The organism is Nocardiopsis sp. TSRI0078, from assembly GCF_001905145.1.
Classification (GTDB): Bacteria; Actinomycetota; Actinomycetes; order Streptosporangiales; family Streptosporangiaceae; genus Nocardiopsis.
In genome coordinates this window covers 451,704-473,247 of the sequence record NZ_LWLB01000033.1, presented here as the reverse complement: position 1 = coordinate 473,247, position 21,544 = coordinate 451,704, and the positions used below count along the sequence as shown (strand labels likewise).

Below are 21,544 nucleotides of genomic sequence, written 5' to 3'. Positions count from 1 at the left end.
CGCCCACCCGCCCGTCCAGTAACCGCTCACTCCTTCCGCTCTCGGCTCCCTTCCGAGACAGGGCGCCCGTCCACCCCCAGGGGGTGGGCGGGCGTCCGCCATGCGCGCGGCCTGCGATCATGGCCCCGGGACCCCCGGGGCGGGGCCCGGACACGACCGCGGGGACAGGGGGCCACACGTGGCGGAGCAGAGGGAGGCCGACACCGTCGTGGTCGGACTGGGAGCCATGGGGGCGCAGGCCCTGTGGCGCCTGGCCCGGCGCGGCGTGGACGCGGTCGGGATCGAGCAGTTCGCCCCCGGGCACGACCGCGGCTCCAGCCACGGTGAGTCCCGCATCATCCGCACCGCCTACATGGAGGGCGCCGGATACGTGCCCCTCGTACGGTCGGCCTGGCGCGCGTGGTCGGAGCTGGAGGAGGCCTCCGGAACACGCCTGGTGGTGCCCACCGGCGCGCTGATGCTCGGTGCCCCGGACAGCTCCGCCGTCACCGGATCGGTCGAGGCCGCCGAGCAGCACGGCCTCTCCTACCAGCTGCTCTCTCACGAGCAGGTGGCCGAGCGCTTCCCCCAGCACGCGGTGGGCCCGGGCGAGGTGGGGGTCTTCGAGGAGGAGGCGGGCGTGGTCCTGCCCGAGGCCGCGGTCCGGGCGGCCGTGCGCCTCGCCGGGGAGGCGGGCGCGCGGGTGCTCACCGGGACCAGGGCGGCCAGGATCGTGCCGGACCCGGACCGTCCCCGCGTGCTGCTGGGCGACGGAACCGAGATCCGGGCCCGCCGGGTGGTCGTCACCGTCGGGTCCTGGCTGCCGCGGCTGGTACCCGAGGCGGCGGAGCCGGGCGGCGGGCTGCGGGTCGAACGCCGGGTGCTGGGATGGTTCCGCACCACGCGCGTCCCGTCCCCGCACGCTCGCGGGCCGGTGTTCGCCCGGGACGGGGACGACTGCACGTGGTACGGCTTTCCCAGTATGGACGGCGGGCGGACCGTCAAGATCGGTGTGCACGCCGAGGCGCCGGGGAACAGGGCCGAGGGCGCGCAGTGGGGTGAGCCGGTCGACCCCGACACGGGGCCCCGGGCTCCCGACGCCGCCGACGCCAGGCGGCTCGGCGAGCTGGCCTCCGGGCTGCGCGGGGTCTCCGTCCTCCCCGAGCGCATGGTGGCGTGCATGTACACGATGACCGCCGACGAGCACTTCCTCATCGGACACCGCCGGGAGCTGCCCGGTCTGGTGCTGGCGGGAGGCTTCTCCGGGCACGGCTACAAGTTCGCCTCGGCCGTCGGCGCGGCCCTGGCCGACCTCGCCCAGCACGGGCGCACCGACCTGCCGATCGGCATGTTCGACCCCCACCGCTGGGACTGACCGGGCCGGCCGGCGGCGAAGCGGGGACGGTGTCCTTCCGGCGGCGGGCGGCGTGCGATCATCACTCACACGCGCGGCGCGAGCGTGTCCCCCCGTCCCCTCCTGCCGGAAGGAAACCCATGAACAGTCCCACCCCACGGCGGACCGCGCTCGTCACGGGCGCGTCGTCGGGCATCGGCGCGGCCGTGGCCGCCGAACTCGTCCGGCGCGGCCACCGCGTGTACGGGACCAGCCGTGCGCCGGGGTCGGTGGCCGACCCGGTCCCGGGTGTGGAGTACCTGCCCCTGGACCTGGCCGATGAGGCGTCCGTGGAGGCGTGCGCCGCCGCGGCCGAAGACGTGGACGTGCTGGTCAACAACGCGGGCGAGAGCCAGAGCGGACCGTTCGAGGAGCTGCCCGCGGACGCCGTGGAGCGGTTGTTCCGGATCAACGTGTTCGGCGCGGTGCGGCTCACCCAGCTGCTGCTTCCGGGCATGCGCGCACGCCGGTACGGGCGGGTGGTGATGGTGGGGTCGATGCTGGCGAGCTTCCCGCTGGCCTACCGGTCGTCGTACGTGGCCTCCAAGGCGGCGCTCAAGGGGTTCGCCGACGCGCTGCGCCGCGAGGTGTCCCCGTACGGCGTGGGAGTGGCCACCGTGGAGCCGGGATCGATCAACACCGGTATCAGCGAGCGGCGGACCCAGTACCTGGGGGACGGTTCGCCGTACACGGCCGAGTACCGCACCATGCTCGACGCGCTCAACGCCAACGAGGCCGCGGGGATCTCGGCGGGGGCGGTGGCCCGCACGGTCGTGCGCGCGGTCGAGGCCGACCCGCCCCGGCCCCTCTACGCCGTGGGCAGCAACGCCCCGGTGGTGTTCGCTCTGCGGCGGCTGCTTCCGCGTTCGGCCGTCCTGGGACTGGTCGCCCGCAGGCACGGGCTGCGGTGACGGGCCGGGGCGTGTACGGCGGTGCCTCTCCCGAAGGGTCGCCCTCCTCCGGCAGGATGCGCAAGGTGGCCCACCGATCTTTGGAGGACATCGTGAAGCAGCAGGCCCACTTCGTCACCCTCGCGACCGCCGACCTGGACGCCGCCCGGGGTTTCTACCGTGACGGGCTCGGCTGGGAGCCTCTCATGGACGTCCCGGGGGAGATCATCTTCTTCCAGATCGCCCCGGGGCTGGTCCTGGGCCTCTTCGACGCGGAGAAGTTCGACCGGGACCTGGGGCGCCGGGCCGGCACGACCGGTGCGTCGGGGGTGACCCTGTCGCACAACGTCGACGGCCCCGAGGAGGTCGAGTGGACCGTCGACGCGATGGCCAGGGCCGGCGCGAAGGTGCTCAAGGCCCCGCAGCAGGGTGAGTTCGGCGGGATCTTCCACGCCCACGTGGAGGACCCGAACGGGGTGGTGTGGGAGATCGCGCACAACCCGGGCTGGCACGTGGACGACACCGGCAGGGTCGTCTTCGGCTGAGGGAGCACGGTCGGGACGGGCGGGGCGGTGCGGGCGGCGGCGGAGGTTGTCCTAGGTTGGGCGGAGGACCGGCAGACAACCGAGAGAGGTGCCGCGTGAGCAGCGTCGTCAAGTTCAACGTCCTGACCGTCCCCGAGGGCGCCGGGACCACCCTGGAGGAGCGTTTCGCCAAGCGGGCCGGACTGGTGGAGGACCAGCCCGGGTTCGAGGAGTTCCAGTTGCTGCGCCCGGTCGAGGGCACCGACAAGTACCTGGTGTACACCCGGTGGCGGTCCGAGGAGGACTTCCAGAACTGGGTGAACGGCCAGGCGTTCCGTCAGGGGCACGCCCAGGCCGCCGCGGACGCGCAGAAGGAGGGCGCACCGGCCGGGCACGGCCACGGGCACGGCGGTCCGGCAGCGAGCAACAGCGAGATCTGGGGCTTCGAGGTCGTCCAGCGGGTCTGCGCCGAGTCCTGACCATCGGGACGGGCGTCCGCGCCCCGCGGCCCGGACGGGTCAGCGGGGCCTGCGGGCCTCGATGAGGAAGCGTGTCGTGGTGGCCGTGAACGACCTCCCGCTCGATGTGCCCGTGCATGGCCCGGAGGCGGTCCCGGTAGGCGTCCACGGTGAACCCGGGCACCGTCCAGACCACCTTGCGCAGGAAGACACGACAGCGCCGACGCCGAAGAACTCCGTGGCCACGAGTTCGTCGAAGCTTCGTCCCATGGCGGCCTCCTCCCCCGGTCCGCTGGACCGGAGCCACCGGTTCTCCCTCCCCCCTGGTGACGGCGTGTGTCCGGCGGCGCGCGAGAATGGCACACCATGAGAACCCTTGTCCGTTATGTCGATTCCGTCGCCCCCGCTCCCGCGGTCGCCGCCGGTCTGATCGCCGTCCTGGTCGGTGTGACCAGTTCCGCGGCGATCGTGTTCACGGCCGCCGAGGCGGCCGGAGCCTCCTCAGGGCAGGTCGCCTCGTGGATGCTGGCCCTGGGCGTGGGCATGGCCGTGACCTGTGCGGGCCTGTCCCTGCGCCACCGGGCTCCGGTGGTGACCGCCTGGTCCACGCCGGGTGCGGCGCTGCTGGCGGTGGGCCTGGACGGGGTCACGATGGCGCAGGCCGTGGGGGCGTTCCTGTTCTCGGCGGCGCTGATCACCCTGAGCGGTGTCACCGGGTGGTTCGAGAGGGTCATGGACCGCGTGCCGGTCCCGCTCGCGGCGGGGCTGCTGGCCGGTGTACTGCTCCAGTTCGGAATGGGCCTGTTCACGAGCATGGAGGACGACTTCGCGGTCGTTTTCGCCATGTTCGCGGTGTACCTGCTGTGCCGCCGGTGGCTGCCGCGCTACGCGGTCATCCTGTCCCTGGTCGCGGGCGGGGTCGCCGCGGCGGCGCGGGGAACGCTGGACCTGGGCGGCGTGTCCCCGTCGCTGGCCAGACCGGTGTTCGTGGCACCCGAGTTCTCCTGGCAGGTGCTGGTGAGCGTGGGCGTACCGCTGTTCGTGGTGACCATGGCCTCGCAGAACCTGCCGGGGGCGGTGGTGCTGAGGGGCGACGGCTACCGGGTGCCGATCTCGTCGGTGATCGGGTGGACCGGGGCGACCAACCTCGTGCTGGCCCCGTTCGGGTGCTTCGGGATGAACCTGGCCGCGATCACCGCCGCCATCTGCACCGGACCGCAGGCGCACCCGGACCGGGAGCGCCGCTACCTCGCCGGGGTGTGGGCGGGCGTGTTCTACCTGTGCGTGGGGATCTTCGGGGCGACGGTGGCGTCGCTGCTGGCCGCGCTGCCGCCTCCGCTGATCCTGGGCATCGCCGGGCTGGGCCTGCTCGGCACCATCGGCGGGTCGCTGGCCTCGGCCCTGGGAGACGAGCGCTCCCGGGAGGCGGCGGTGGTGACCTTCCTGGCCACGGCGTCGGGTTTCACCCTTCTGGGGGTGGGATCGGCCTTCTGGGGCCTGCTCGCGGGGGCGCTGACACTGGCGGTGACACGCTCCTGGCGCCGGTCCCGGGACGGGCGGAACGCGGACGGGAACGGGGCCGACGGGACCGGGGAGGACGCCCGGGACGCCGAGCCCGGGGGGACGGCGACCGGCGCCCCGGGGGACTCCGGCGCCGAGAACTCCCTTCGGGTCGGGACGGACCCCGTGAGCGGGCGGCCCGCGCAGGCCGGAGCGGGTGGCGGCACCGGCGACGCGGAGCACGCCTGAGGGAGGCCGCGGAAAAGGGGCTTGCGCCGCCGGCGCGGACACCGCTACAACTGACGGAGCCCTGACCACAGCGGGACCGGGGCCGCGACGACGAAAGGAGGCTGAGCCGTGTTCACCGCAACCACCGCGCTCGTGTCCTCCCGGGGAACTTCCGACAACTGACCCCGGAGCGGGCGGGCGCACACACACCGAAGGTGTCGCTTGACCGTCACAACGCATGACCTGACCATCCGTCCGATCACCGGACCGGAGGAGCTGGAGCTGTTCAACCGGCTCCCCTACGTCCAGAACTCCGAGATCGGCGACGACCTCGCCGAGGGCCGCCGCCGTCCCTCGTGGATGTGGGTCGCCCTGGACGGCGACCGCCTCCTGGCCCGCCTGTCCTGGTGGTGCCGCAACAGCGACGTCGCACCCCTCCTGCTGGACGTCCTCGACGTGGACGACGCGGCCGGCGACGTCGACCGCGTGGAGGTGGCCGAGCACCTGCTGCGTACCGCCTCGGCCGCGACCCTGTCCGAGGGAGGGACCCCGCCCGAGTACCTGCGCTTCGTCCCGGCCGACTGGCAACGGGAGCCCCGGGAGCGGCGCGCCGTGGAGGAGCGCATGGCCGCCGTCGAGCGCAACGGCGGATCACTGCTCGTGGAGCGCCTGCGCTTCGAGTGGACACCCGGCGGCACGGTTCCCCGACCGGGCGACCGCCTCCGGTTCCGGCCGATCCGGGACGAGGAGGAGATCCTCGGCCTGATGGCCCGGGCGCTGCGGGGGACCCTGGACGCCCACGACCGCGCCGAACTCGAACACAGGACGGCGGAAGAGGTGGCCGCCGAGAACTACGCCGACGAGTTCGCGCGGTACACGACGCCCCGGGAGTGGTGGCGGATCGCGACGCTGCCCGGCGGCGAGCCGGTCGGGTTCGTCCTGCCCGCGCGCAACGACTACCACGCCATGATCGGCTACATCGCGGTGCTGCCCGAGCACCGCGGGAACGGGTACATCGACGACATCCTCGCCGAGGGCACCCGTGTCCTGGCCGAGGAGGGCGCCGAACGCGTCCGCGCCGCCACCGACAAGAGCAACGTGCCGATGGCACGGGCCTTCCAGCGGGCGGGGTACGTCACGCTCAGCGGGGTCGTCAACATGGACTGGGAGAAGCAGCCCACCGGGGCCGGGGCGGTCGCCCCGGCCCCTCCGTCAGGTGGACGGCACCGGTCAGGGGCCGCCCCGGAAAAGCACTGGAGCCGTGCGGGCGGCGACACCAGGGTTCGGGGCATGCCGATCCCGCCGTTCGCGGACACCGCCCGCGTGGAGGACATCGACGTGGGGCTGTCGGGGGCCCGCGTCGCCCGACTGTTCGACTCCTCGGACCGCCCCGTCGCGGTGCTCAAGACGGTGGACACGACCCGTCCCGACCTGGTGACCGAACTCCTGGGACAGGAGGAACGTCTGCGCTGGCTGCGGAAGCGGGGACTGCCGGTGCCGTGCGTGCTGGGGTCGGGTGCCCGGGCGGGACGACGTTGGCTGGCCATGAGCCACCTGGACGGGCGCGCCGCCCACGAGCCCTGGCCCGCCGGGGACCGGCACCGTGTGCTCGGGCTCCTCGCCCGCGCCCTGCACGGTGCTCCGGCCGAGGGGTGCCCGTTCGACATGACGCCGCGCGTCCAGTTGGCGGAGGCGTCCGCGCGGGTCGCGTCGGGGCTGGTGGACCGGTCCTGGGCCGCCGCGGGACGGGAGGGGCCGCCGGCCGCCGAGGTGTTCGCCGGGGTGGCCGAGCGCGCCCGTGCTCTGGGCCCCGGCCCGACGGCGCTGATCCACGGCGACTACTGTCTGCCCAACGTACTGCTCGACGTCCACGGGACGCGGGGCGGCCGTGAGGACGGCGGGAACCCGGGCGGCTGGGGCTTCGTCGACCTGGGACGGGCCGGGCTGGGTGATCCGCACGCGGACCTGGCGAACATGGTGGCCAGCCTGCGCAGCCCGCTGAACCCGCAGTTCGGCCCGGAGGACGCCGAACTCTTTCTGGACCTCTACGGACGCGAGGACATCGATCCCGACCGGTTGCGGCTGTGGGCCGAGATCGACGAGTTCCTCTGACCGGTGCGGGGCCGTCCGGTCAGTTCTCCTTGGAGAAGCCGTTGCCGTTGCCGTTGCCCCCGTTGCGCTCCCCCGAACGGCTGCCCACGTCACCACCCTGGCGCTTCTGGCTCCGCCGGAGCCTGCGCGCCCTGGTGGTGAGCGGTGCGTTGCGCTCGCGCTGGACACCCGACCCCTCCGCGAACTCGGCCTGGAGGGACCGAACGAGCCCCACCATCATGAAGAAGCCGATCACGAAGAACGGCAGCCCGAACACGATGATCGTCTGCTGCAGGGCGTCCAGACCGCCCGTGCCGGACGCGGTGAGCACCGTCGCGGCCACGACGCCCTCGGTGACCCCCCAGAAGACCCGCTGACGGGTCGGGTTGCCCGCCTCACCGGAGCAGAGGATGTCCACCACGAGGGAGGCCGAGTCGGAGGAGGTGGTGAAGAAGATGAGGACGATGAGGATGCTCAGCATCGACATGATGATCGTCAGCGGGAAGTGCTCCAGGAACGCGAAGAGTGCGCCGGGGACGTCCTCCTGCGTGACCACCTCCTCGACCAGGTTGCCTCCCTGGTTCCTCTCGATGTTGAAGGAGGACAGGCCGAACACGCTGAACCAGATGACGCTGAACACGGTGGGCGCGGCCAGCACGCCGAGGACGAACTCCCGGATGGTGCGGCCCTTGGAGATGCGCGCGATGAAGATGCCGACGAACGGCGACCAGGTGATGGTCCACGCCCAGTAGAAGACGGTCCAGGACCCCTGCCATCCGGTGTTGGCGAAGGTGTCGTTCCAGAACGACAGCGGGATCAGCATCTCCAGGTAGATGCCCGTGGTCTCGATGATGCCCTTGGCCAGGAAGAGCGTCGACCCCGCCAGGAAGACGAAGAGCAGCAGCGCCACGGCCATGAAGATGTTGATCGTGGACAGCCACTTGATGCCGATGTCGAGGCCGCTGGCCACGGAGACCACGGCGATGGTCGTGACGACGGCGATGAGGATCAGCTGGGTGAGGCGGCTCTCCTCCACGCCGAACAGGGTGTTGAGGCCGCTGTTGATCTGGAGGGTGCCCAGGCCGATGGTGACGGAGACGCCGAACAGCGTGCCCAGGACCGCGATGACGTCGATCGCCCGGCCCAGGGGGCCGTGGATCCCCTCCCCGAGGAAGGGGTGGAAGATCGAGCTGACACGGAACGGCAGTCCCTTGCGGTACACGAAGTAGGCGAAGGCGAGGGCCGGCAGGCAAAAGATCGTCCAGGTGTGCAAGCCGAAGTGGTAGAGCGTGAAGCCCATCGCCTCCTCGGCCGCCTCGATCGTCTGGGGTTCGACGCCCGCACGCGGCGGTTCGGCGTAGTGGCTGACGGGCTCGGCCACGCCCCAGAACATCAGGATGCTGCCGATACCCGCGGCGAACAGCATGGCGAACCAGACGGGGTTGCTGTACTCGGGCCTGCTGTCCGGCTGTCCCAGGCGTACGGTCCCGAACCGGCTGAACGCGATCCAGATCAGGAAGATGAGGAAGGTGGTCACACCGAGGATGTAGAGCCATCCGAGGTTGGTGAGGATCCAGTCCGAGGTCGTACCGAAGACGGCGTCCACCACGTCGGTGAAGACGATCGCGCTCACCACGAAGACAACCGTCAACGCGGCGGACACGAAGAAGATCGTGGGGTTCGTGTGGAGCCCCAGCCTTTGTGCCAGCTTTTCGAACATGCCGACTGCTTTCTGGTGTTTCGGAGACGTTCGGCAGGGGATAAAGGCTCGTCGGCCCGCATCGGCCTTGGGCAAGGATACGTCTCGGGACGGGATTTCCTGTTTACCCTTCCTCTTCAGGGGAGTCGGAACCGTCCTTACCCAGCAGCATTATCAACACACAGCAGATCATGAAGAAAGGCATACTAAAAGCCGCATAAGGCATGTTCTTGCGGAACCGCGCATACCGTGCCCCGTTTGTCCCGGCGCCTCCGGCCCCGGGGGGACACGGACACGGCGCTCGCGGCGGAGGGTCGCCGGGCCCGGCCCGGGCGTGCCCGGTGGATGCCGGTGCGTCGCGCCTCAGGGCGCGCGCCCGCCGGGCACGGGCACGGCGCCCGCGGCGGTCGGGGGAAGAGAGGGTGCGTGCGGCCTGGTCCCGGCGGCCGTGCGCCGCCGGGAGGGGAGACCGGTCAGGAGTCGAACCCGCGCAGCAGGTCGCGTACGGACTCGGGCTGCTCGTACAGCGACAGGTGGCCCGCTCCCTCGATGGTGCGGACCTCGGTGTCCAGGAACCGGCGCGCCGGGCCGTGCAGGCGCGCGGGGGAGAAGAACTGGTCGTGCGAACCGGTCGCGACCGCGACCGGCGTACCCGCCCAGGCGCGGAAGTGCTCCGCCTGCAGGGGGCTGGGCATGGAACCCGTACGGCAGTACCGGGCCACCAGGGTGAGCCACTCGGCCTCGGCACGGTGCTCGTCGCACGCGGTGGACGGGCCGCTGAGGAACTCGACCAGTCGTCCGCTGGTGTGCTCGTTGGGATGGATCATCCACGGCAGCATGGTGCGCATCGACTCCGAGCTCACCCCGGCGGCGGTCAGCCCGGCGGGGTTGAGCAGCAGGAGCCCCGCGACCAGCGGGGACGGAGTCGAGGCGAGCGCGACGGCCGCGCCGCGGGAGTGGCCCAGCACGAGCACGGGCCGGTCGGTGATCTGCGGCAGGAGCTCGTCGAGCCAGGCGCCGTAGGTGTCGATCCTGGCTCCCCCGACCCGCTGGCTGCAGCTGAGGCCGGGCTGTCCAGGCGGGTCGACCAGCAGTACCGGCCGGTCCGCGGACAGCGCGCGGGCGGCGGGCACCGTGGTGGCCGCGTTGAAGTTGGTTCCCGACAGCACCAGCACCGGGGTGCCGGGGCCGCCGGCGGCGCGGAAGGCCTGTGTACTCCCCAGGCGGGTCTCCACGGGGGGAAGGGGCCCGAGTTCGGGCCACTGGCTCAGGGCTTTGTGGCACCACGCGTGCACGGAGCGCTCGGCGTTGTCCGAACGGTAGACACGTGCTGCACGAAGGGGAACGACGGTCATGTGTCTGGTTTCGCCTAGAGGAGAGCGGTGTCGCCGTCCTTGTTCGCCGACGCACCAGAGAGGAACTGTACGCCTCCGTCCGGTACCACGCCACCTGGGGTGGTGGGTGTTTCCGACCTGAGACTCAGCAGATCCATACCCGTTGCTGAGCGCCCTCCTGTTGCGGCTGTTCACCCTGGTGCGGAGGTAGCCTGTCCGGCCGCTTCCGGCCATCGGGCGCCGCGATGTTTATCCGCGTCCGTCCGTGTGCGTCCGTGTTCGTCGGCGCGACGGGGTGCCTCCGCCGCGTCCCCCGGAAGGGGTGTTCCCGGGCCGGGAACGGCCCGGGAACACCTCCGGATCAACCCATCGTGTCGGGGTCCGGACCGATGCGGCCGCCGCGGTCGAGCGACCCGATCCGGTCCATGTCCTCGGCGGACAGCTCGAAGTCGAACACGTCGAAGTTCTCCCGGATCCGGGACGGGGTCACGGACTTGGGGATCACGACGTTGCCGAGCTGCAGGTGCCAGCGCAGCACGACCTGCGCCGCGGACTTGCCGTGCTTCTCGCCGAGGGCGGTCAGCTCCGGGTCCTCCAGCAGCCCCTTGCCCTGGCCGAGCGGGCTCCATGCCTCGGTGAGCAGGCCGTGGCGGGCGTTGGCCGCGCGCATGGCCTCCTGCGAGAGGTAGGGGTGCAGCTCGATCTGGTTGAGGACCGGGACGACCTCGGTCTCGGAGACCAGGCGGTCCAGGGTCGGCTCGGTGAAGTTGGACACGCCGATGGACTTGGCGCGACCCTCGGAGTGGATGCGCTCCAGCGCCTTCCAGGTCTCGACGTAGGCGTCCTGCTTCGGAGCGGGCCAGTGGATCAGGTACAGGTCGACGTAGTCCAGGCCGAGCCGCTCCAGGCTGGCATCGAAGGCCTTGAGCGCCTGGTCGTAGCCCTGGTCGTCGTTCCACAGCTTGGTGGTGACGAACAGCTCCTCGCGGGGGATGCCGGACTGGGCGAGGGCGTGGCCCGTGCCCTTCTCGTTGTCGTAGATCCGGGCGGTGTCGATGCTGCGGTACCCGGCCTCCAGGGCGGTCGTGACGGCGGACTGGGCCTCGTCGTCGGGGACCTGCCAGACGCCGAACCCGAGTTGCGGCATGGTGAGGCCGTTGTTCAGCGTGACGTGCTGCATGGATGCCCTTTCCGTGATCACGGAGTAGGTGGTGGCTGTGGGGGGTCCTCCCCCATGATGACGACCTGGAGTGCACTCCAGGCAAGCGGTCAGGATGTGAGGCGGACCAGCATCTTGCCGGTGTTGGCGCCCCGCATCATGTCGAGGAAGGCCCGCACCGCGTTGTCGATGCCCTCCACGACGGTCTCCTCGGTGCGCAGGCTGCCGTCGGCGATCCATCCGGAGGCCCGCTCGGCGTACTCCCCCATGAGGTGGCCGTGGTCGCCGACGATGAACCCGCGCAGGCTGAGGCGCTTGCCGACGGCGAGGAAGAGGTTGTCGGGGCCGGGTGCGGGCTCGGTCGCGTTGTACTGGGAGACCGCGCCGCACAGGGCGATCCGGCCGTGGTTGCGCATCGCGGCGATGGCGGCCCGCAGGTGGTCGCCGCCGACGTTGTCGAAGTAGACGTCGACGCCCTCGGGCGCGGCCTCGGCGAGCTGCTCCTCCAGACGGCCCTCGCGGTAGTCGATGGCGGCGTCGAAGCCGAACTCCTCCAGGAGGCGGCGCTTCTTCTCCGGGCCGCCCGCGGAGCCGACCACACGGGACGCGCCCAGTCGGCGGGCGACCTGTCCGGCGATGGAGCCGACCGCGCCCGCGGCGCCGGAGACGAAGACCACGTCGCCCTCGCGGACCGGGGCGACCTCGGTCAGGCCCGCGTAGGCGGTGAGGCCGACCATGCCCAGCACGCCGAGGTAGGCCTCGGCGGGGGCCAGCGAGGCGTCCACCGCGCGCACGGCCTTCGCGGGCAGCAGCGCGTACTCGCGCCACCCGCCCATGTGCAGGACGGTGGTGCCCACCGGGACCTCGTCGCTGCCGGAGGCGGTGACCACGCCCACCGCGCCGCCCTCCATCGGCTCGCCGAGCTGGAACGGCGGCACGTAGGACTTGACGTCGTTCATACGCCCGCGCATGTACGGGTCCACGGACATCCAGTCGTTGCGTACCAGGACCTCCCCGGGCCCCGGGTCCCCGACGGTGGTCTCCACGAGGGAGAAGTCGGCGGGCTTCGGCTCTCCGACGGGACGGGCCGCCAGGTGGACCTCCCTGCTGGTGACGGACATGGTGGAGCCTCCGTGACTTCGCTGTGTGTTGGTGCGGTGACCTGCGGACCGAACCGACACTAGTCCGGTGACCCATTCGCCCACCAATAAAATCGGCGAAGTGAGCTATAGGAATGTCAATGGTTCGGGCACGGCGGCCGCCCCCCGGTCCGCCGGACCGCTCGATCTCCAGCAGCTGAGGACCTTCCTGGCCGTGCACCGGTCCGGGTCCTTCACCGCCGCCGCCCAGCTGCTGCGGCTGTCGCAGCCGACGGTCACCACCCAGATCCGTTCCCTGGAACAGCGCCTGGGACACACGCTCTTCGAGCGGCTGCCCCGCGGGGTGGCGCCGACCGCGGAGGCCAACGAGCTGGCGGCCCGGGTGGCCGAGCCCCTGGACGCCCTGGAGGTGGTGGCCGGTCCGGGCGGCGGCGACGCGTCCGCTCCGCCCGCGCCCCTGCGCGTGGCGGGCCCCGCCGAGGTGCTGCACGGACTGGTGCTGCCTGCGCTCGCCCCGCTGGTGGAGGAGGGCGTACGGCTGAGGGTGCGCACCGGACCGGTCGACGACCTGCTGGAGGAACTGCGCGGGGGCAGGCACGACCTGGTGCTGTCCCCGCTGTGTCCGCGCGGGCGCTCGCTGGTGGCCGACCCCCTGGCGGACCAGGAGTTCGTGCTGGTGGCGTCGCCCGCGTGGGCGGACCGGATCCGCCGCGACCGGCTCGCCCGGCAGGGCGCGTCCTCGCTGTGCGAGGCCCCGCTGGTGGCCTACGGCGACGACCTGCCGATCCTGCGCCGCTACTGGCGGCACGTGTTCGGGGTGCGGCTGACGTGCGGGCCCGCGGTCACCGTGCCCGACCTGCGCGGGATGATGGCGGCCGCCGAGAACGGGGCGGGGGTCACGGTGCTGCCGCGCTACCTGTGCCAGGAGGCGCTGGACCGAGGGCGGCTGGTGGCACTGCTGGAGCCGGAGGAACCGCCGGTCAACACCCTGTACCTGGTGCGGCGCCCGGGTGTGTCGGACAGCGCGCACCTGGACATGGTGCACCAGCACCTGGTGTCGGCCGCCCGCGGCTGGTGAGGGCCGCCGCCGTGGAATGGGGGGCGGCCGTGCGCGAACCGCGGGACCCGCGGTCGTGTCCCACTCACGGGCGGCGGGTGTCCGCCCGGGATGCGAGGAAGTCCAGCCCATGAGACGAACCGAACGAGTGCCGCGGGGATCCGTGACCGGGGCCGGCGCGGAGCGGCCCCGGGGGCGTTCACCTCTGGTGACCGCCCTGACGGCCCTGGTCGCGACCGGGTTCACGGTGTTCGCGCTGATCCGGCTGTCGGGCCTGGAACGGGGCTGGCCCCTCGTGCCGGCGCTGTCCTTCACCCCCTACCTGCTGTGCCTCGCCGTGCCGGCGGCAGCTGGGGCGGGCCTGCTGCGGCGGTGGGTGTCCATGGGGGCGCTGATTGCGGTGGTGGCGGTGCTGTCCGCCCTGGTCGTGCCGCGCGCGGTGCCGTTCGGGGTCACCTCGGCGGGCGGCACGGCCGTTCGGGTCATGACCCTGAACATGCTCGGCGGCGGGGCCGGTACCGCGGAGGTGGTGGCGCTGGTGCGCGACCGCGGGGTGGACGTGCTCACCCTCCAGGAGATCACCCCGGGCCTGGTGCGGGACCTGTCCGCGGCGGGACTGGACGAACTCCTGCCCCACGTGGACGACCACTCCGATCCCCGCGGCGTACACGGGAGCACCATCCACTCGGCCTTCCCGCTCACCGACCTCGGCGACGCGGCGGCGGGCGGGGGCTCCTTCACCATGCCGACCTCCGCCGTGAGGCTGCCGGAGGACGGGGACGGGGACAGGGACGTCGTCGAGGTGACGTCCGTGCACGTCCCACCGCCGCTGACGCCCTCCCTCACCGCGGCCTGGAGCGGGGAACTGGGCGCCCTGGCCGAGGACGCGGAGCCGGGCGCGATGCGCGTGCTGGCGGGGGACTTCAACGCCACGCTGGACCACGCGAGGATGCGCGCCGTCCTGAACTCGGGATACCTCGACGCCGCGGAGGTCCTGGGCCGGGGGCTGGAGCCGACGTGGCCCTCGGGCCGCCTCGTGCCGGGTCTGGCCATCGACCACGTGCTGGTGGACCCCGAGATGGGCGTCGACCGGCTGGAGGTCCTGGAGGTGCCGGGCACCGACCACCGCGCGGTGTTCGTCGAGGTGACCCTGCCCGGAGAGCCGAGGTGATCCGCCGGGGAGCGGAAGCGGCACGGGAGGCACGCGCGCCGTCGGTACGGGGACACGGGCTCCCGGGCTTTGACCCTCACACCGGTGGCACGGTCTAACGTCGGCCCATGAGCGAGCTGACCGAACCGATGACGGGAACCCGCCTGCAGGTGGTCCTGCCCGACGAGTCGCCGGAGATGCCCCCGAGGACCCTCGTCGAGCTGGGGACACGCGCCGAGGAGCTGGGCGTGGACGCGGTGTGGCTGCCGGACCACCTGCTGCCGCCCGCGCCGTACGGGAGGACCTTCGGCGGCGTGTACGAGCCGCTGGTGACCCTGGCTCACCTGGCTGCCCGCACCGAGCGGATACGCCTGGGCACGTCGGTGCTGGTGGTGCCGCTGCGCGACCCCCTCCTCCTCGCGAAGCAGGTGGCGACCCTGGACGCCCTGTCGGAGGGCCGGTTCGTCCTGGGCGTGGGGACCGGCTGGTCGCGGGAGGAGTTCTCCGCGCTGGGGTCGGACTTCACCACGCGCGGCGCCCGGACGGACGAGGCGCTGCGGCTGCTGCGCCACCTGTTCGGGGGAGGGGGTGCCTTCGAGGGACGCTTCCACTCCTACGGGAGCGGGGTGTTCGAGCCGCTTCCGGCCGGGCGTGTACCGGTGATGGTGGGCGGCACGTCGGACCGGGCGCTGCGGCGGGCCGCGGAGTGGGCCGACGCATGGCAGGGCGTGGGGCTGGACACGGAGGGGTTCGTGGCGGCCCGCAACCGGCTGCGTGAACTCACCCGCCGGCCCGTGCGGGCGGGCACCAGGATCGCCTGGTCCGGGGGCGAGGAGGAGTTCGACCGCGCCGTGGGGCTGTTCCGCGGGCTGGCCGCGGCCGGGGCGGACTCGGTGGCGGTGTGGTTCGGCGGCGTCGAGGGCTTCGGCGAGCGCATGGAGCGGTTCGCGGCGGCCCTGCACTGACCGGCGGGCCTGCGCTGAGGCGGGCCCGGCCGGGCGCCCCTCGGGGCGCGTCCCACCGGACCGGGTGCGGGGCTCGGCGCCCCAGGCGTCACTTCTGCGAGCCGAGAAGGCCCCGGCCGCCGTACTTCTTGTGGATGGCCTGCTTGGACACGCCGAGGACCTCGGCGATCTCGGTCCAGGTGGAGCCCTGGTTGCGGGCGCGGCGGACGAGGACGGCCTCGACCCGCTCCATCTCCCGGCGGAGCTGGAGGGCGGCGTCCAGGCCCACCAGCGGATCGTCGGCCTCGGTGGCGCGGGCGAGGGCGGTCAGCTTTTCGGCGTCCATGGGTCAACTGTAATTGACATACGGCCGCGGGCCCGGGGACCGGCCGTTCCGCCGGGCCTTCCGGGGAGCGCCGATGGCATCCTGGAGCATCCGGACGACGACTGGGACGGAGACACCACGTGGGCGTGTACGACGAGATGACGGTGCTGTTCGACCTGGACGGTGTGCTGGTGGACTCCGCCGAGAGCATCCGCTCGGGGCTGACCGCGTGGGCGGTGGAGCGCGGCCTGGACGTCGACGCCGTGCTCGCGCACCACCACGGGCGGACCGACGCCGACCTGGTGCGCCTCCTGGCCCCGCACCTGGACCCGGCCGACGAGGCGCCGCGGATCGAGGCCCACGAGGCCGCCGCCGGGGACGGCGTGCGGGCCGTCCCCGGCGCACGCGAACTCCTCGCCGAACTGGACGGCCGCGAACGCCCCTGGGCGATCGTCACCTCCGGGGGCGACCGGATCGCGCACTCCCGCATCGAGGCCGCCGGGCTGCCCCTCCCCCGCGTACTGGTGACCGCCGACGACGTGGCCGAGGGCAAACCCCACCCGGGTCCCTACCTGCTGGGGGCCGAGCGCATGGGGGCCGAGCCCGGCCGGTGCGTGGTGGTGGAGGACGCCGCCAGCGGCGTCCGTGCCGGGCTGGACGCGGGGATGCCCGTGATAGCCGTGGCGTCCACGACCGGACCGGATGACCTCGCGCACGCGAGCACCGTGGTGGAGGACCTCGAAGCCGCGGCCGAACTGCTGCTCTGAGGCACCGGCCGGGCCCTGCTGCCGGCCGGCCCCTCACCGGGACCCGGTTCGGCCCGATCGTTCCCGCCACGGCACCATGCCGGTGCCGACCCGCACCCACCACGAGGAGCACCCATGGACGACGGCGTCACCATCGACCGTGCCCGGACCGAGGACGTGGCGGCGATCGTCGCCATGCTCGCCGACGACGTCCTGGGCGCCCGGCGTGAGAGCCCGGACGATCCGAAGCCCTACCTGTCGGCCTTCGAGGACATCGACGCCGACCCGCACCAGTTCCTGGCGGTGGCCCGGCGCGGCGGCCGGGTGGTGGGGACCCTCCAGCTCACGTTCATCCCGGGACTGTCCCGCCGGGGGGCCACCCGCGCCCAGGTGGAGGCGGTGCGGGTGCACGCGGACGAGCGCGGCGGCGGCCTGGGCACCGGCCTGCTGCTCTGGGCCGAGGAGGAGGCGCGGCGCCGCGGCGCGGCCATACTCCAGCTGACCTCGGACGCCTCCCGCGGGGACGCGCACCGCTTCTACGGGCGGCTGGGCTACACAGCCTCCCACGTCGGCTTCAAGAAGGGGCTCGGCTGAGCCCCGGGGTCATACGGGGCCTCCCGGTCATGGGAAGGACGCCGCCCCCCGCTACGGCACCCGGCGGGCGAGGCGGAGCCGGGTGAGGTAGGGGATGCGCACGTTCCCGTCGGGGAAGTGCTCGGCGGCGAGCGCTGTGACGGCGGCACGGACGCGCTCCTCGCCGATGTTGCGGACCACGGCGGCCATCCTGCTGGAGGACAGCGCGGTGCCGACGAGCCCGTCGGGATCGAGTTCCCGCGTCCAGGCGGCGGTGAACTCCACGGCGTCGGCGAGTCCGTCCTGGGCCTCCATCTCCCCCGCGGTGTCGAAGGCCCGGTAGTCGCGCCGGTAGTCGTCGCCGTGCTCCTCCATCAGGGCCTCGTAGGCGTCGACGAACGCGCTGGCGGTCCAGTCGCGGTCGTTGTCGAGCACGGCGACGGTGCCCCCGGGCACGAGCAGGCGGGCGGCCTCGGCGTAGAAGGCGGGCCGGTCGAACCAGTGGACGGCCTGCGCGGCGAGCACGAGGACCGCGGACGCGTCGGGGAAGGGGACCTCCTCGGCACGGCCGTCCACGTACTCGACGTCCTCGCCGCCCCCGGCGGCGCCGCGCATCGCGTGGCCGGGTTCGACACCGACCACGCGGGGCCCCGGGCCGAAGCCGTGGCGCAGGCTCCGTGTGGAGATGCCGGTACCGGAGCCGACGTCGAGCAGGAGCCAGGGGTAGGGCCAGGACCCACGGGCGCCGTCGAGGACGTGTGCGCGAAGCCGGTCGAGGACGGAGTCGGGGTACCCGGGGCGGAAGCGGCGGTAGTGGTCGCTGAGCCGGTCGAACATCTGGGTCCTGTCGTCCGTCCCGTCGCTCGTGCTCATGGGGTCCTCGTTCCCGTCGGGTCCGCCCTCGGACACGAACCTACCGGGTCCGGTCCCGGGCCCTTCCGGAAACCGGTGCACGCTACGCCCCCTGCGGCACGCGCTTCCCGCCTCCGGCGCGGTAGGCGGACGGGCTCGTCCCCATGCGGTTCTTGAACGCGGAGCTGAAGGCGAACGCGCTCCCGTAACCCACCCGCGCGGCCACGGCCTCCAGGCCCAGCTCCGGGCGGGCGGTGAGCAGGTCGCAGGCCACCGTGAGCCGCCAGGTGCGCAGGTAGGTCATCGGCGGGGTGCCCACGGCCCTCTGGAAGCGCGCGGCCAGGGTGGCCCGGGAGACCGCGCACTCGCGGGCCAGCGCCTCCAGGGTCCAGGGCTCGGCGAGGCGTTCGTGCAACAGCTCCAGCGCCCGCGCGACGACGGGGTCGTGCTGGGCGCTCAGCCAGTTGGGGGCGCTGTCGGGGTTGTCCTCCAGCCAGGCGCGCACCGCCATCACCAGCAGGCAGTCCAGGAGCCGGTCGTTGAGGCTGATCTGGGCGACGTGGCCGGCGGTGATCTCGTCGGCCAGCAGCGCCACCAGCGCCGGGTCGACCCGCCCGCCGGGCAGCACCGCCAGCGGAGGCAGCGCCGAGAGGGCCAGGCGGCCGACCTCGCTGTCGTCCTGGTAGGCGCCCACCACCATGGTGTCGGTGCCGTCGGGATCGTTTCCCCAGGTCCCCACCCCGTGGCTCATGGTCACGTGGACCTCCTCGCCGTCGTGGGCCACGCACCGCTGCCCGGGAAAGACGGTGATGGTGGGTTCGCGTTCCCTGCTGTCGGCGATCACGTAGGGTTCCGGGCCGCGGACGAGCACCAGGTCTCCGGGCCCGGCGTCGACCCCGCCGCGGGAGGTGCCCACCCATGCGCCGCCGGAGACGACCACGATCAGCGTGAGGGCGGACTCGTCGCGGCTGTCGATGCCCCAGGGCGGGCTCATGACCGTGTGCAGGGTGAAGGCTCCGCGTGCGCGGGGCCCGTCCAGGAGGTGTACGAGGGGGTCCATGTCCCCCACCCTAACCAGTGTCGGACGTTCTCTTATGGAGACCAGATCCTGGACTATGTTCCGTCCGAACCCGGGTTGGTGGACTGGGGGCATGACCACAGAACACGTCCTCGTCACCGGCGGCACCGGCATGACCGGCCGCCGCGTCACCCGCCTGCTCCGTGAGCGCGGCGTCGGGGCCCGGGTGGGCTCCCGGTCCGGCAGCCCCCGCTTCGACTGGCACGACCGTGCCACCTGGGACCCCGTCCTGGAGGGGATCACCTCCGTCTACCTGTGCTACCACCCCGACCTGGGCTTCCCCGGGGCCGGCGCGACCGTCGCCGCGTTCGCCGCCCGCGCCGCCCGGCACGGCGTCCGGCGGATGGCGCTGCTGTCCGGGCGCGGTGAAGCGGGGTCCGAGCGCGCGGAGCGGGCCGTGCGCGCGGAGTTCCCGGACCTGGCCGTGCTGCGCTGCGCGGTGTTCGCGCAGGACTTCTCCGAGAGCTTCCTGCGCGGGCCGGTCCTGGACGGCACCGTGGCCCTGCCCGCCCCGGACATGCCCGAGCCCTTCATCGACCTGGACGACGTCGCCGAGGTCGCGGCCCGGGTGCTGACGGAGGACGGGCACGCCGGGGAGCTGTACGAGCTGACCGGCCCGAAGGCGGTCGCGTTCGCCGAGGCCGCTCGCCTGCTCGGCGAGGCGTCCGGGCGCACGGTCGTGTACCGGGAGGTGTCGTCGGAGGACTTCGTCGCCGGGGCGGTCGCGGCCGGGGTCGCGGAGGAGGAGGCCCGGGGGCTGGCCGACCTGCTCGTGGAGATCCTGGACGGCCGCAACGCCGAGCCCGCCGACGGCGTGGAGCGGGCGCTGGGCCGTCCGGCCGCCGGCTTCGACGAGTACGTCCGCCGGGCCGGGGCCGCCGGGGCCTGGGACCGGTGACCACGGCGGTGCCCGGGGCTTGACCGGGCGGAGCCCTCCGGCGGGGCCGGGGCACCGGGGCGGGGTTGTCCACAGGGACGAACCGGCCCTGGCGTCCCCGGCCCGTTCCGCGGTTGACTGGAAAACGGGGCCCCACCCCACGACCGCACCATGCTGCCCGCCCCAGTCCACGACCTCCGCGTGTCACCGGCGTCTCCACGACTACCGTGGTGCTCCCGCCGCCCGGAAATGCGCCCCGAACCCCAGTGCGGTCCAGAACCGGCCGTACCCGTCCAGGAGCGCGGCGTGCTCCTCCCAGGTGGCGGGGTCGTGTGACCACGCCTTCTCGGACACCCCCGCCAGCCGTGGCAGCAACAGGAACGCGAGGTCGTCGAACCCGGTCAGGGTCTCACCCCACACCGCCGCCTCCACCCCGGCGACGATGACGCCCGGGGCCAGCGACCGGGCGGTCTCGCCAGGGTCCCAGTCGAAGGCCCCGGCGACCGTCACCGGCTCGTAGGAGGGCAGTCCGAGTCTGAGGCGGTCGGCCTCCTGATCGGGCTCGGCGGCGTCGGCGTAGGGGCGGTCCAGGTAGACCAGCGAGTTCGGGGAGAGCAGCACCGGCACCCCCGATCCCGCCGCCGCCGGGACGTCGCCGGGTGAGATCCGGAAGGTCTCCGCGGCCTGGTCCACCAGGGGGTGGAACTCCTCCGGCACCGCCGTCTTGAGGGCCTCGGGGTCGAACTCGTCCGGAGCACCGATCCAGTACTGGAGGACGTCCTCGCCGTTCAGCACCCCGGCGCGGGCGGCCTCCTGCCAGCCGACCACCCGTTTGCCCGCCTCGCGCACGTACCGGTGGGTGTGGCGGACGAACTCCACGTAGTCGCCGTGGTCCATCCCGAAGGGCTCGTCACCGCCGAGGTGCAGGAACGGCCCCGGTGTGAGCTCGGCGAACTCCTCGACGACGTCCCGCGCGAAGGTCCGCGCCTCCTCCACGTCCGGACGCAGGAACCGCACCCGGGGGTGCGGGGGCCGCACGTGGCCGTGGAGCTCGGGGTAGGCGTCGAAGGCGGCGCCGGTGTGGCCGGGCAGGTCGACCTCGGGGACGACGGTGACGTGCCGCAGGGCCGCGTACTCCACCAGGTCGGCGAACTCCTCCCGAGTGTAGTACTCCCGCTCGCCGTCCGGGCCCGTGCGGGTGAGCCGCGGCCGGCGCCGCGACTCCAGCCGCCATCCCTCGCTGTCGGTGAGGTGCAGGTGCAGGACGTTGAACTTGTGCAGGGCCAGGAGGTCGATGACCCTGGTGACCTCGGCGGCGGTGAGGAAGTGGCGGACCACGTCCAGGGACAGTCCCCGCCAGGCGTATCGGGGACCGTCCTCCAGGACCCCGGAGGGAGCCCACACGTCGCCCCGCGCGTCCACCCGCAGGAGCTGGACCAGGCTGGTCAGCGCGCGGAAGGCCGCCTCTCCGCTCGCACCGCTGACCGCGACCCGTCCCTCTTCGATCCCGATCCGGTGGCGTTCGTCCGCTCCCGGAACGGGACGGGGATCCACTCCCGTCACAGGCCCCACGCACGCCTCCTCCGA

General features: G+C 72.9%; 20 protein-coding genes and 2 pseudogenes. 13 read left to right on the top strand and 9 right to left on the bottom strand.

All coding sequences use genetic code 11. The annotated features are described in order from the left end of the window. The first annotated feature begins 178 nt into the window (after positions 1 to 178). The 4 genes from solA (at position 179) to A6A08_RS21275 (ending at position 3,265) form a co-directional block, all read left to right on the top strand. Positions 179 to 1,354, top strand: a complete 1,176-nt coding sequence (gene solA, locus A6A08_RS21290; protein WP_073704377.1) for an N-methyl-L-tryptophan oxidase — start codon at positions 179 to 181, stop codon at positions 1,352 to 1,354. A gap of 119 nt (positions 1,355 to 1,473) precedes the next feature. Next, the gene (locus A6A08_RS21285) at positions 1,474 to 2,283 is read left to right on the top strand and encodes an SDR family oxidoreductase (protein ID WP_073704376.1); all 810 of its coding nucleotides are present in this window, start codon (positions 1,474 to 1,476) and stop codon (positions 2,281 to 2,283) included. A gap of 92 nt (positions 2,284 to 2,375) precedes the next feature. Next, entirely contained in the window at positions 2,376 to 2,807 is a 432-nt protein-coding gene (locus A6A08_RS21280) for a VOC family protein (RefSeq protein WP_073704412.1), read from the top strand. 95 nt (positions 2,808 to 2,902) lie between these two features. Then, on the top strand, positions 2,903 to 3,265 hold the full coding sequence (locus A6A08_RS21275) for an antibiotic biosynthesis monooxygenase (protein ID WP_073704375.1): 363 nt from the start codon (positions 2,903 to 2,905) through the stop codon (positions 3,263 to 3,265). 39 nt (positions 3,266 to 3,304) lie between these two features. Here the strand turns inward: A6A08_RS21275 and A6A08_RS28930 are convergent. After that, positions 3,305 to 3,490 (bottom strand): annotated as a pseudogene (locus A6A08_RS28930) (SAM-dependent methyltransferase); the annotation flags it as partial. A 120-nt stretch (positions 3,491 to 3,610) separates the two neighbouring features. Here A6A08_RS28930 and A6A08_RS21265 point away from each other — a divergent pair. The 3 genes and pseudogenes from A6A08_RS21265 to A6A08_RS21255 all read left to right on the top strand — a co-directional run bounded on the left by A6A08_RS21265 (position 3,611) and on the right by A6A08_RS21255 (position 7,084). Further along, the gene (locus A6A08_RS21265) at positions 3,611 to 4,993 is read left to right on the top strand and encodes a benzoate/H(+) symporter BenE family transporter (RefSeq protein WP_073704374.1); all 1,383 of its coding nucleotides are present in this window, start codon (positions 3,611 to 3,613) and stop codon (positions 4,991 to 4,993) included. Between the two features lie 201 nt (positions 4,994 to 5,194). Next, positions 5,195 to 6,139 (top strand): annotated as a pseudogene (locus tag A6A08_RS21260) (GNAT family N-acetyltransferase); the annotation flags it as partial. Continuing rightward, positions 6,131 to 7,084 (top strand): aminoglycoside 3'-phosphotransferase, encoded by a 954-nt coding sequence (locus A6A08_RS21255; RefSeq protein WP_338013136.1) that lies wholly within the window; start codon positions 6,131 to 6,133, stop codon positions 7,082 to 7,084. The pseudogene A6A08_RS21260 and the gene A6A08_RS21255, both read left to right, overlap by 9 nt. 19 nt (positions 7,085 to 7,103) lie before the next feature. Here the strand turns inward: A6A08_RS21255 and A6A08_RS21250 are convergent, their stop codons facing one another. The 4 genes from A6A08_RS21250 to A6A08_RS21235 all read right to left on the bottom strand — a co-directional run bounded on the left by A6A08_RS21250 (position 7,104) and on the right by A6A08_RS21235 (position 12,376). Next, positions 7,104 to 8,783 carry a BCCT family transporter gene (locus A6A08_RS21250; RefSeq protein WP_073704373.1) on the bottom strand — a complete coding sequence of 560 codons (1,680 nt, stop codon included), beginning with the start codon at positions 8,781 to 8,783 and terminating at the stop codon, positions 7,104 to 7,106. A 452-nt stretch (positions 8,784 to 9,235) separates the two neighbouring features. After that, the gene (locus tag A6A08_RS21245; protein ID WP_073704372.1) at positions 9,236 to 10,117 is read right to left on the bottom strand and encodes an alpha/beta fold hydrolase; all 882 of its coding nucleotides are present in this window, start codon (positions 10,115 to 10,117) and stop codon (positions 9,236 to 9,238) included. Positions 10,118 to 10,457: 340 nt separating this feature from the next. Then, positions 10,458 to 11,276: an aldo/keto reductase gene (locus tag A6A08_RS21240; protein ID WP_073704371.1), complete on the bottom strand. Its 819-nt coding sequence runs from the start codon at positions 11,274 to 11,276 to the stop codon at positions 10,458 to 10,460. Between the two features lie 89 nt (positions 11,277 to 11,365). Beyond that, on the bottom strand, positions 11,366 to 12,376 hold the full coding sequence (locus tag A6A08_RS21235; protein WP_073704370.1) for an NADP-dependent oxidoreductase: 1,011 nt from the start codon (positions 12,374 to 12,376) through the stop codon (positions 11,366 to 11,368). A gap of 100 nt (positions 12,377 to 12,476) precedes the next feature. On the opposite strand from A6A08_RS21235, the gene A6A08_RS21230 reads away from it, so the two are divergent. The 3 genes from A6A08_RS21230 (at position 12,477) to A6A08_RS21220 (ending at position 15,527) form a co-directional block, all read left to right on the top strand. After that, positions 12,477 to 13,433 carry a LysR family transcriptional regulator gene (locus tag A6A08_RS21230; RefSeq protein ID WP_242422758.1) on the top strand — a complete coding sequence of 319 codons (957 nt, stop codon included), beginning with the start codon at positions 12,477 to 12,479 and terminating at the stop codon, positions 13,431 to 13,433. Positions 13,434 to 13,620: 187 nt separating this feature from the next. Then, positions 13,621 to 14,583: an endonuclease/exonuclease/phosphatase family protein gene (locus tag A6A08_RS21225; RefSeq protein WP_242422757.1), complete on the top strand. Its 963-nt coding sequence runs from the start codon at positions 13,621 to 13,623 to the stop codon at positions 14,581 to 14,583. 107 nt (positions 14,584 to 14,690) lie between these two features. Further along, positions 14,691 to 15,527 (top strand): TIGR03619 family F420-dependent LLM class oxidoreductase, encoded by an 837-nt coding sequence (locus A6A08_RS21220; RefSeq protein WP_073704368.1) that lies wholly within the window; start codon positions 14,691 to 14,693, stop codon positions 15,525 to 15,527. Positions 15,528 to 15,615: 88 nt separating this feature from the next. On the opposite strand, the gene A6A08_RS21215 is transcribed toward A6A08_RS21220, so the two are convergent. After that, complete coding sequence (locus A6A08_RS21215) at positions 15,616 to 15,852, bottom strand: hypothetical protein (RefSeq protein WP_073704367.1); 237 nt, start codon at positions 15,850 to 15,852, stop codon at positions 15,616 to 15,618. 119 nt (positions 15,853 to 15,971) lie between these two features. Here A6A08_RS21215 and A6A08_RS21210 point away from each other — a divergent pair, with 119 nt between their 5' ends. Together A6A08_RS21210 and A6A08_RS21205 are read left to right on the top strand one after the other, a co-directional pair. Next, positions 15,972 to 16,598: an HAD-IA family hydrolase gene (locus tag A6A08_RS21210; RefSeq protein ID WP_073704366.1), complete on the top strand. Its 627-nt coding sequence runs from the start codon at positions 15,972 to 15,974 to the stop codon at positions 16,596 to 16,598. A 114-nt stretch (positions 16,599 to 16,712) separates the two neighbouring features. Next, a complete protein-coding gene (locus A6A08_RS21205) occupies positions 16,713 to 17,171 on the top strand; it encodes a GNAT family N-acetyltransferase (protein WP_073704365.1) in 459 nt (152 codons plus the stop codon). 51 nt (positions 17,172 to 17,222) lie between these two features. On the opposite strand, the gene A6A08_RS21200 is transcribed toward A6A08_RS21205, so the two are convergent. Continuing rightward, on the bottom strand, positions 17,223 to 18,023 hold the full coding sequence (locus tag A6A08_RS21200; RefSeq protein ID WP_073704410.1) for a class I SAM-dependent methyltransferase: 801 nt from the start codon (positions 18,021 to 18,023) through the stop codon (positions 17,223 to 17,225). Between the two features lie 82 nt (positions 18,024 to 18,105). Beyond that, a complete protein-coding gene (locus tag A6A08_RS21195) occupies positions 18,106 to 19,062 on the bottom strand; it encodes an AraC family transcriptional regulator (RefSeq protein ID WP_073704364.1) in 957 nt (318 codons plus the stop codon). A 91-nt stretch (positions 19,063 to 19,153) separates the two neighbouring features. Between A6A08_RS21195 and A6A08_RS21190 the strand changes: the two genes are divergently transcribed. Further along, complete coding sequence (locus tag A6A08_RS21190) at positions 19,154 to 19,978, top strand: NmrA family transcriptional regulator (protein WP_143181816.1); 825 nt, start codon at positions 19,154 to 19,156, stop codon at positions 19,976 to 19,978. A 201-nt stretch (positions 19,979 to 20,179) separates the two neighbouring features. Here the strand turns inward: A6A08_RS21190 and A6A08_RS21185 are convergent, their stop codons facing one another. Continuing rightward, positions 20,180 to 21,529, bottom strand: a complete 1,350-nt coding sequence (locus tag A6A08_RS21185) for a family 20 glycosylhydrolase (protein WP_242422756.1) — start codon at positions 21,527 to 21,529, stop codon at positions 20,180 to 20,182. Positions 21,530 to 21,544: the final 15 nt, after the last annotated feature.

Bases quoted from the DNA above. Each gene is read 5' to 3' on its own strand.
- A6A08_RS21255 (WP_338013136.1), top strand. From the start codon at position 6,131: ATGGACTGGGAGAAGCAGCCCACCGGGGCCGGGGCGGTCGCCCCGGCC.
- A6A08_RS21190 (WP_143181816.1), top strand. From the start codon at position 19,154: ATGACCACAGAACACGTCCTCGTCACCGGCGGCACCGGCATGACCGGC.
- A6A08_RS21235 (WP_073704370.1), bottom strand. From the start codon at position 12,376: ATGTCCGTCACCAGCAGGGAGGTCCACCTGGCGGCCCGTCCCGTCGGA.
- A6A08_RS21215 (WP_073704367.1), bottom strand. From the start codon at position 15,852: ATGGACGCCGAAAAGCTGACCGCCCTCGCCCGCGCCACCGAGGCCGAC.
- A6A08_RS21250 (WP_073704373.1), bottom strand. From the start codon at position 8,783: ATGTTCGAAAAGCTGGCACAAAGGCTGGGGCTCCACACGAACCCCACG.
- A6A08_RS21220 (WP_073704368.1), top strand. From the start codon at position 14,691: ATGAGCGAGCTGACCGAACCGATGACGGGAACCCGCCTGCAGGTGGTC.
- A6A08_RS21245 (WP_073704372.1), bottom strand. From the start codon at position 10,117: ATGACCGTCGTTCCCCTTCGTGCAGCACGTGTCTACCGTTCGGACAAC.
- A6A08_RS21240 (WP_073704371.1), bottom strand. From the start codon at position 11,276: ATGCAGCACGTCACGCTGAACAACGGCCTCACCATGCCGCAACTCGGG.
- A6A08_RS21205 (WP_073704365.1), top strand. From the start codon at position 16,713: ATGGACGACGGCGTCACCATCGACCGTGCCCGGACCGAGGACGTGGCG.
- A6A08_RS21265 (WP_073704374.1), top strand. From the start codon at position 3,611: ATGAGAACCCTTGTCCGTTATGTCGATTCCGTCGCCCCCGCTCCCGCG.
- A6A08_RS21200 (WP_073704410.1), bottom strand. From the start codon at position 18,023: ATGAGCACGAGCGACGGGACGGACGACAGGACCCAGATGTTCGACCGG.
- A6A08_RS21285 (WP_073704376.1), top strand. From the start codon at position 1,474: ATGAACAGTCCCACCCCACGGCGGACCGCGCTCGTCACGGGCGCGTCG.
- A6A08_RS21195 (WP_073704364.1), bottom strand. From the start codon at position 19,062: ATGGACCCCCTCGTACACCTCCTGGACGGGCCCCGCGCACGCGGAGCC.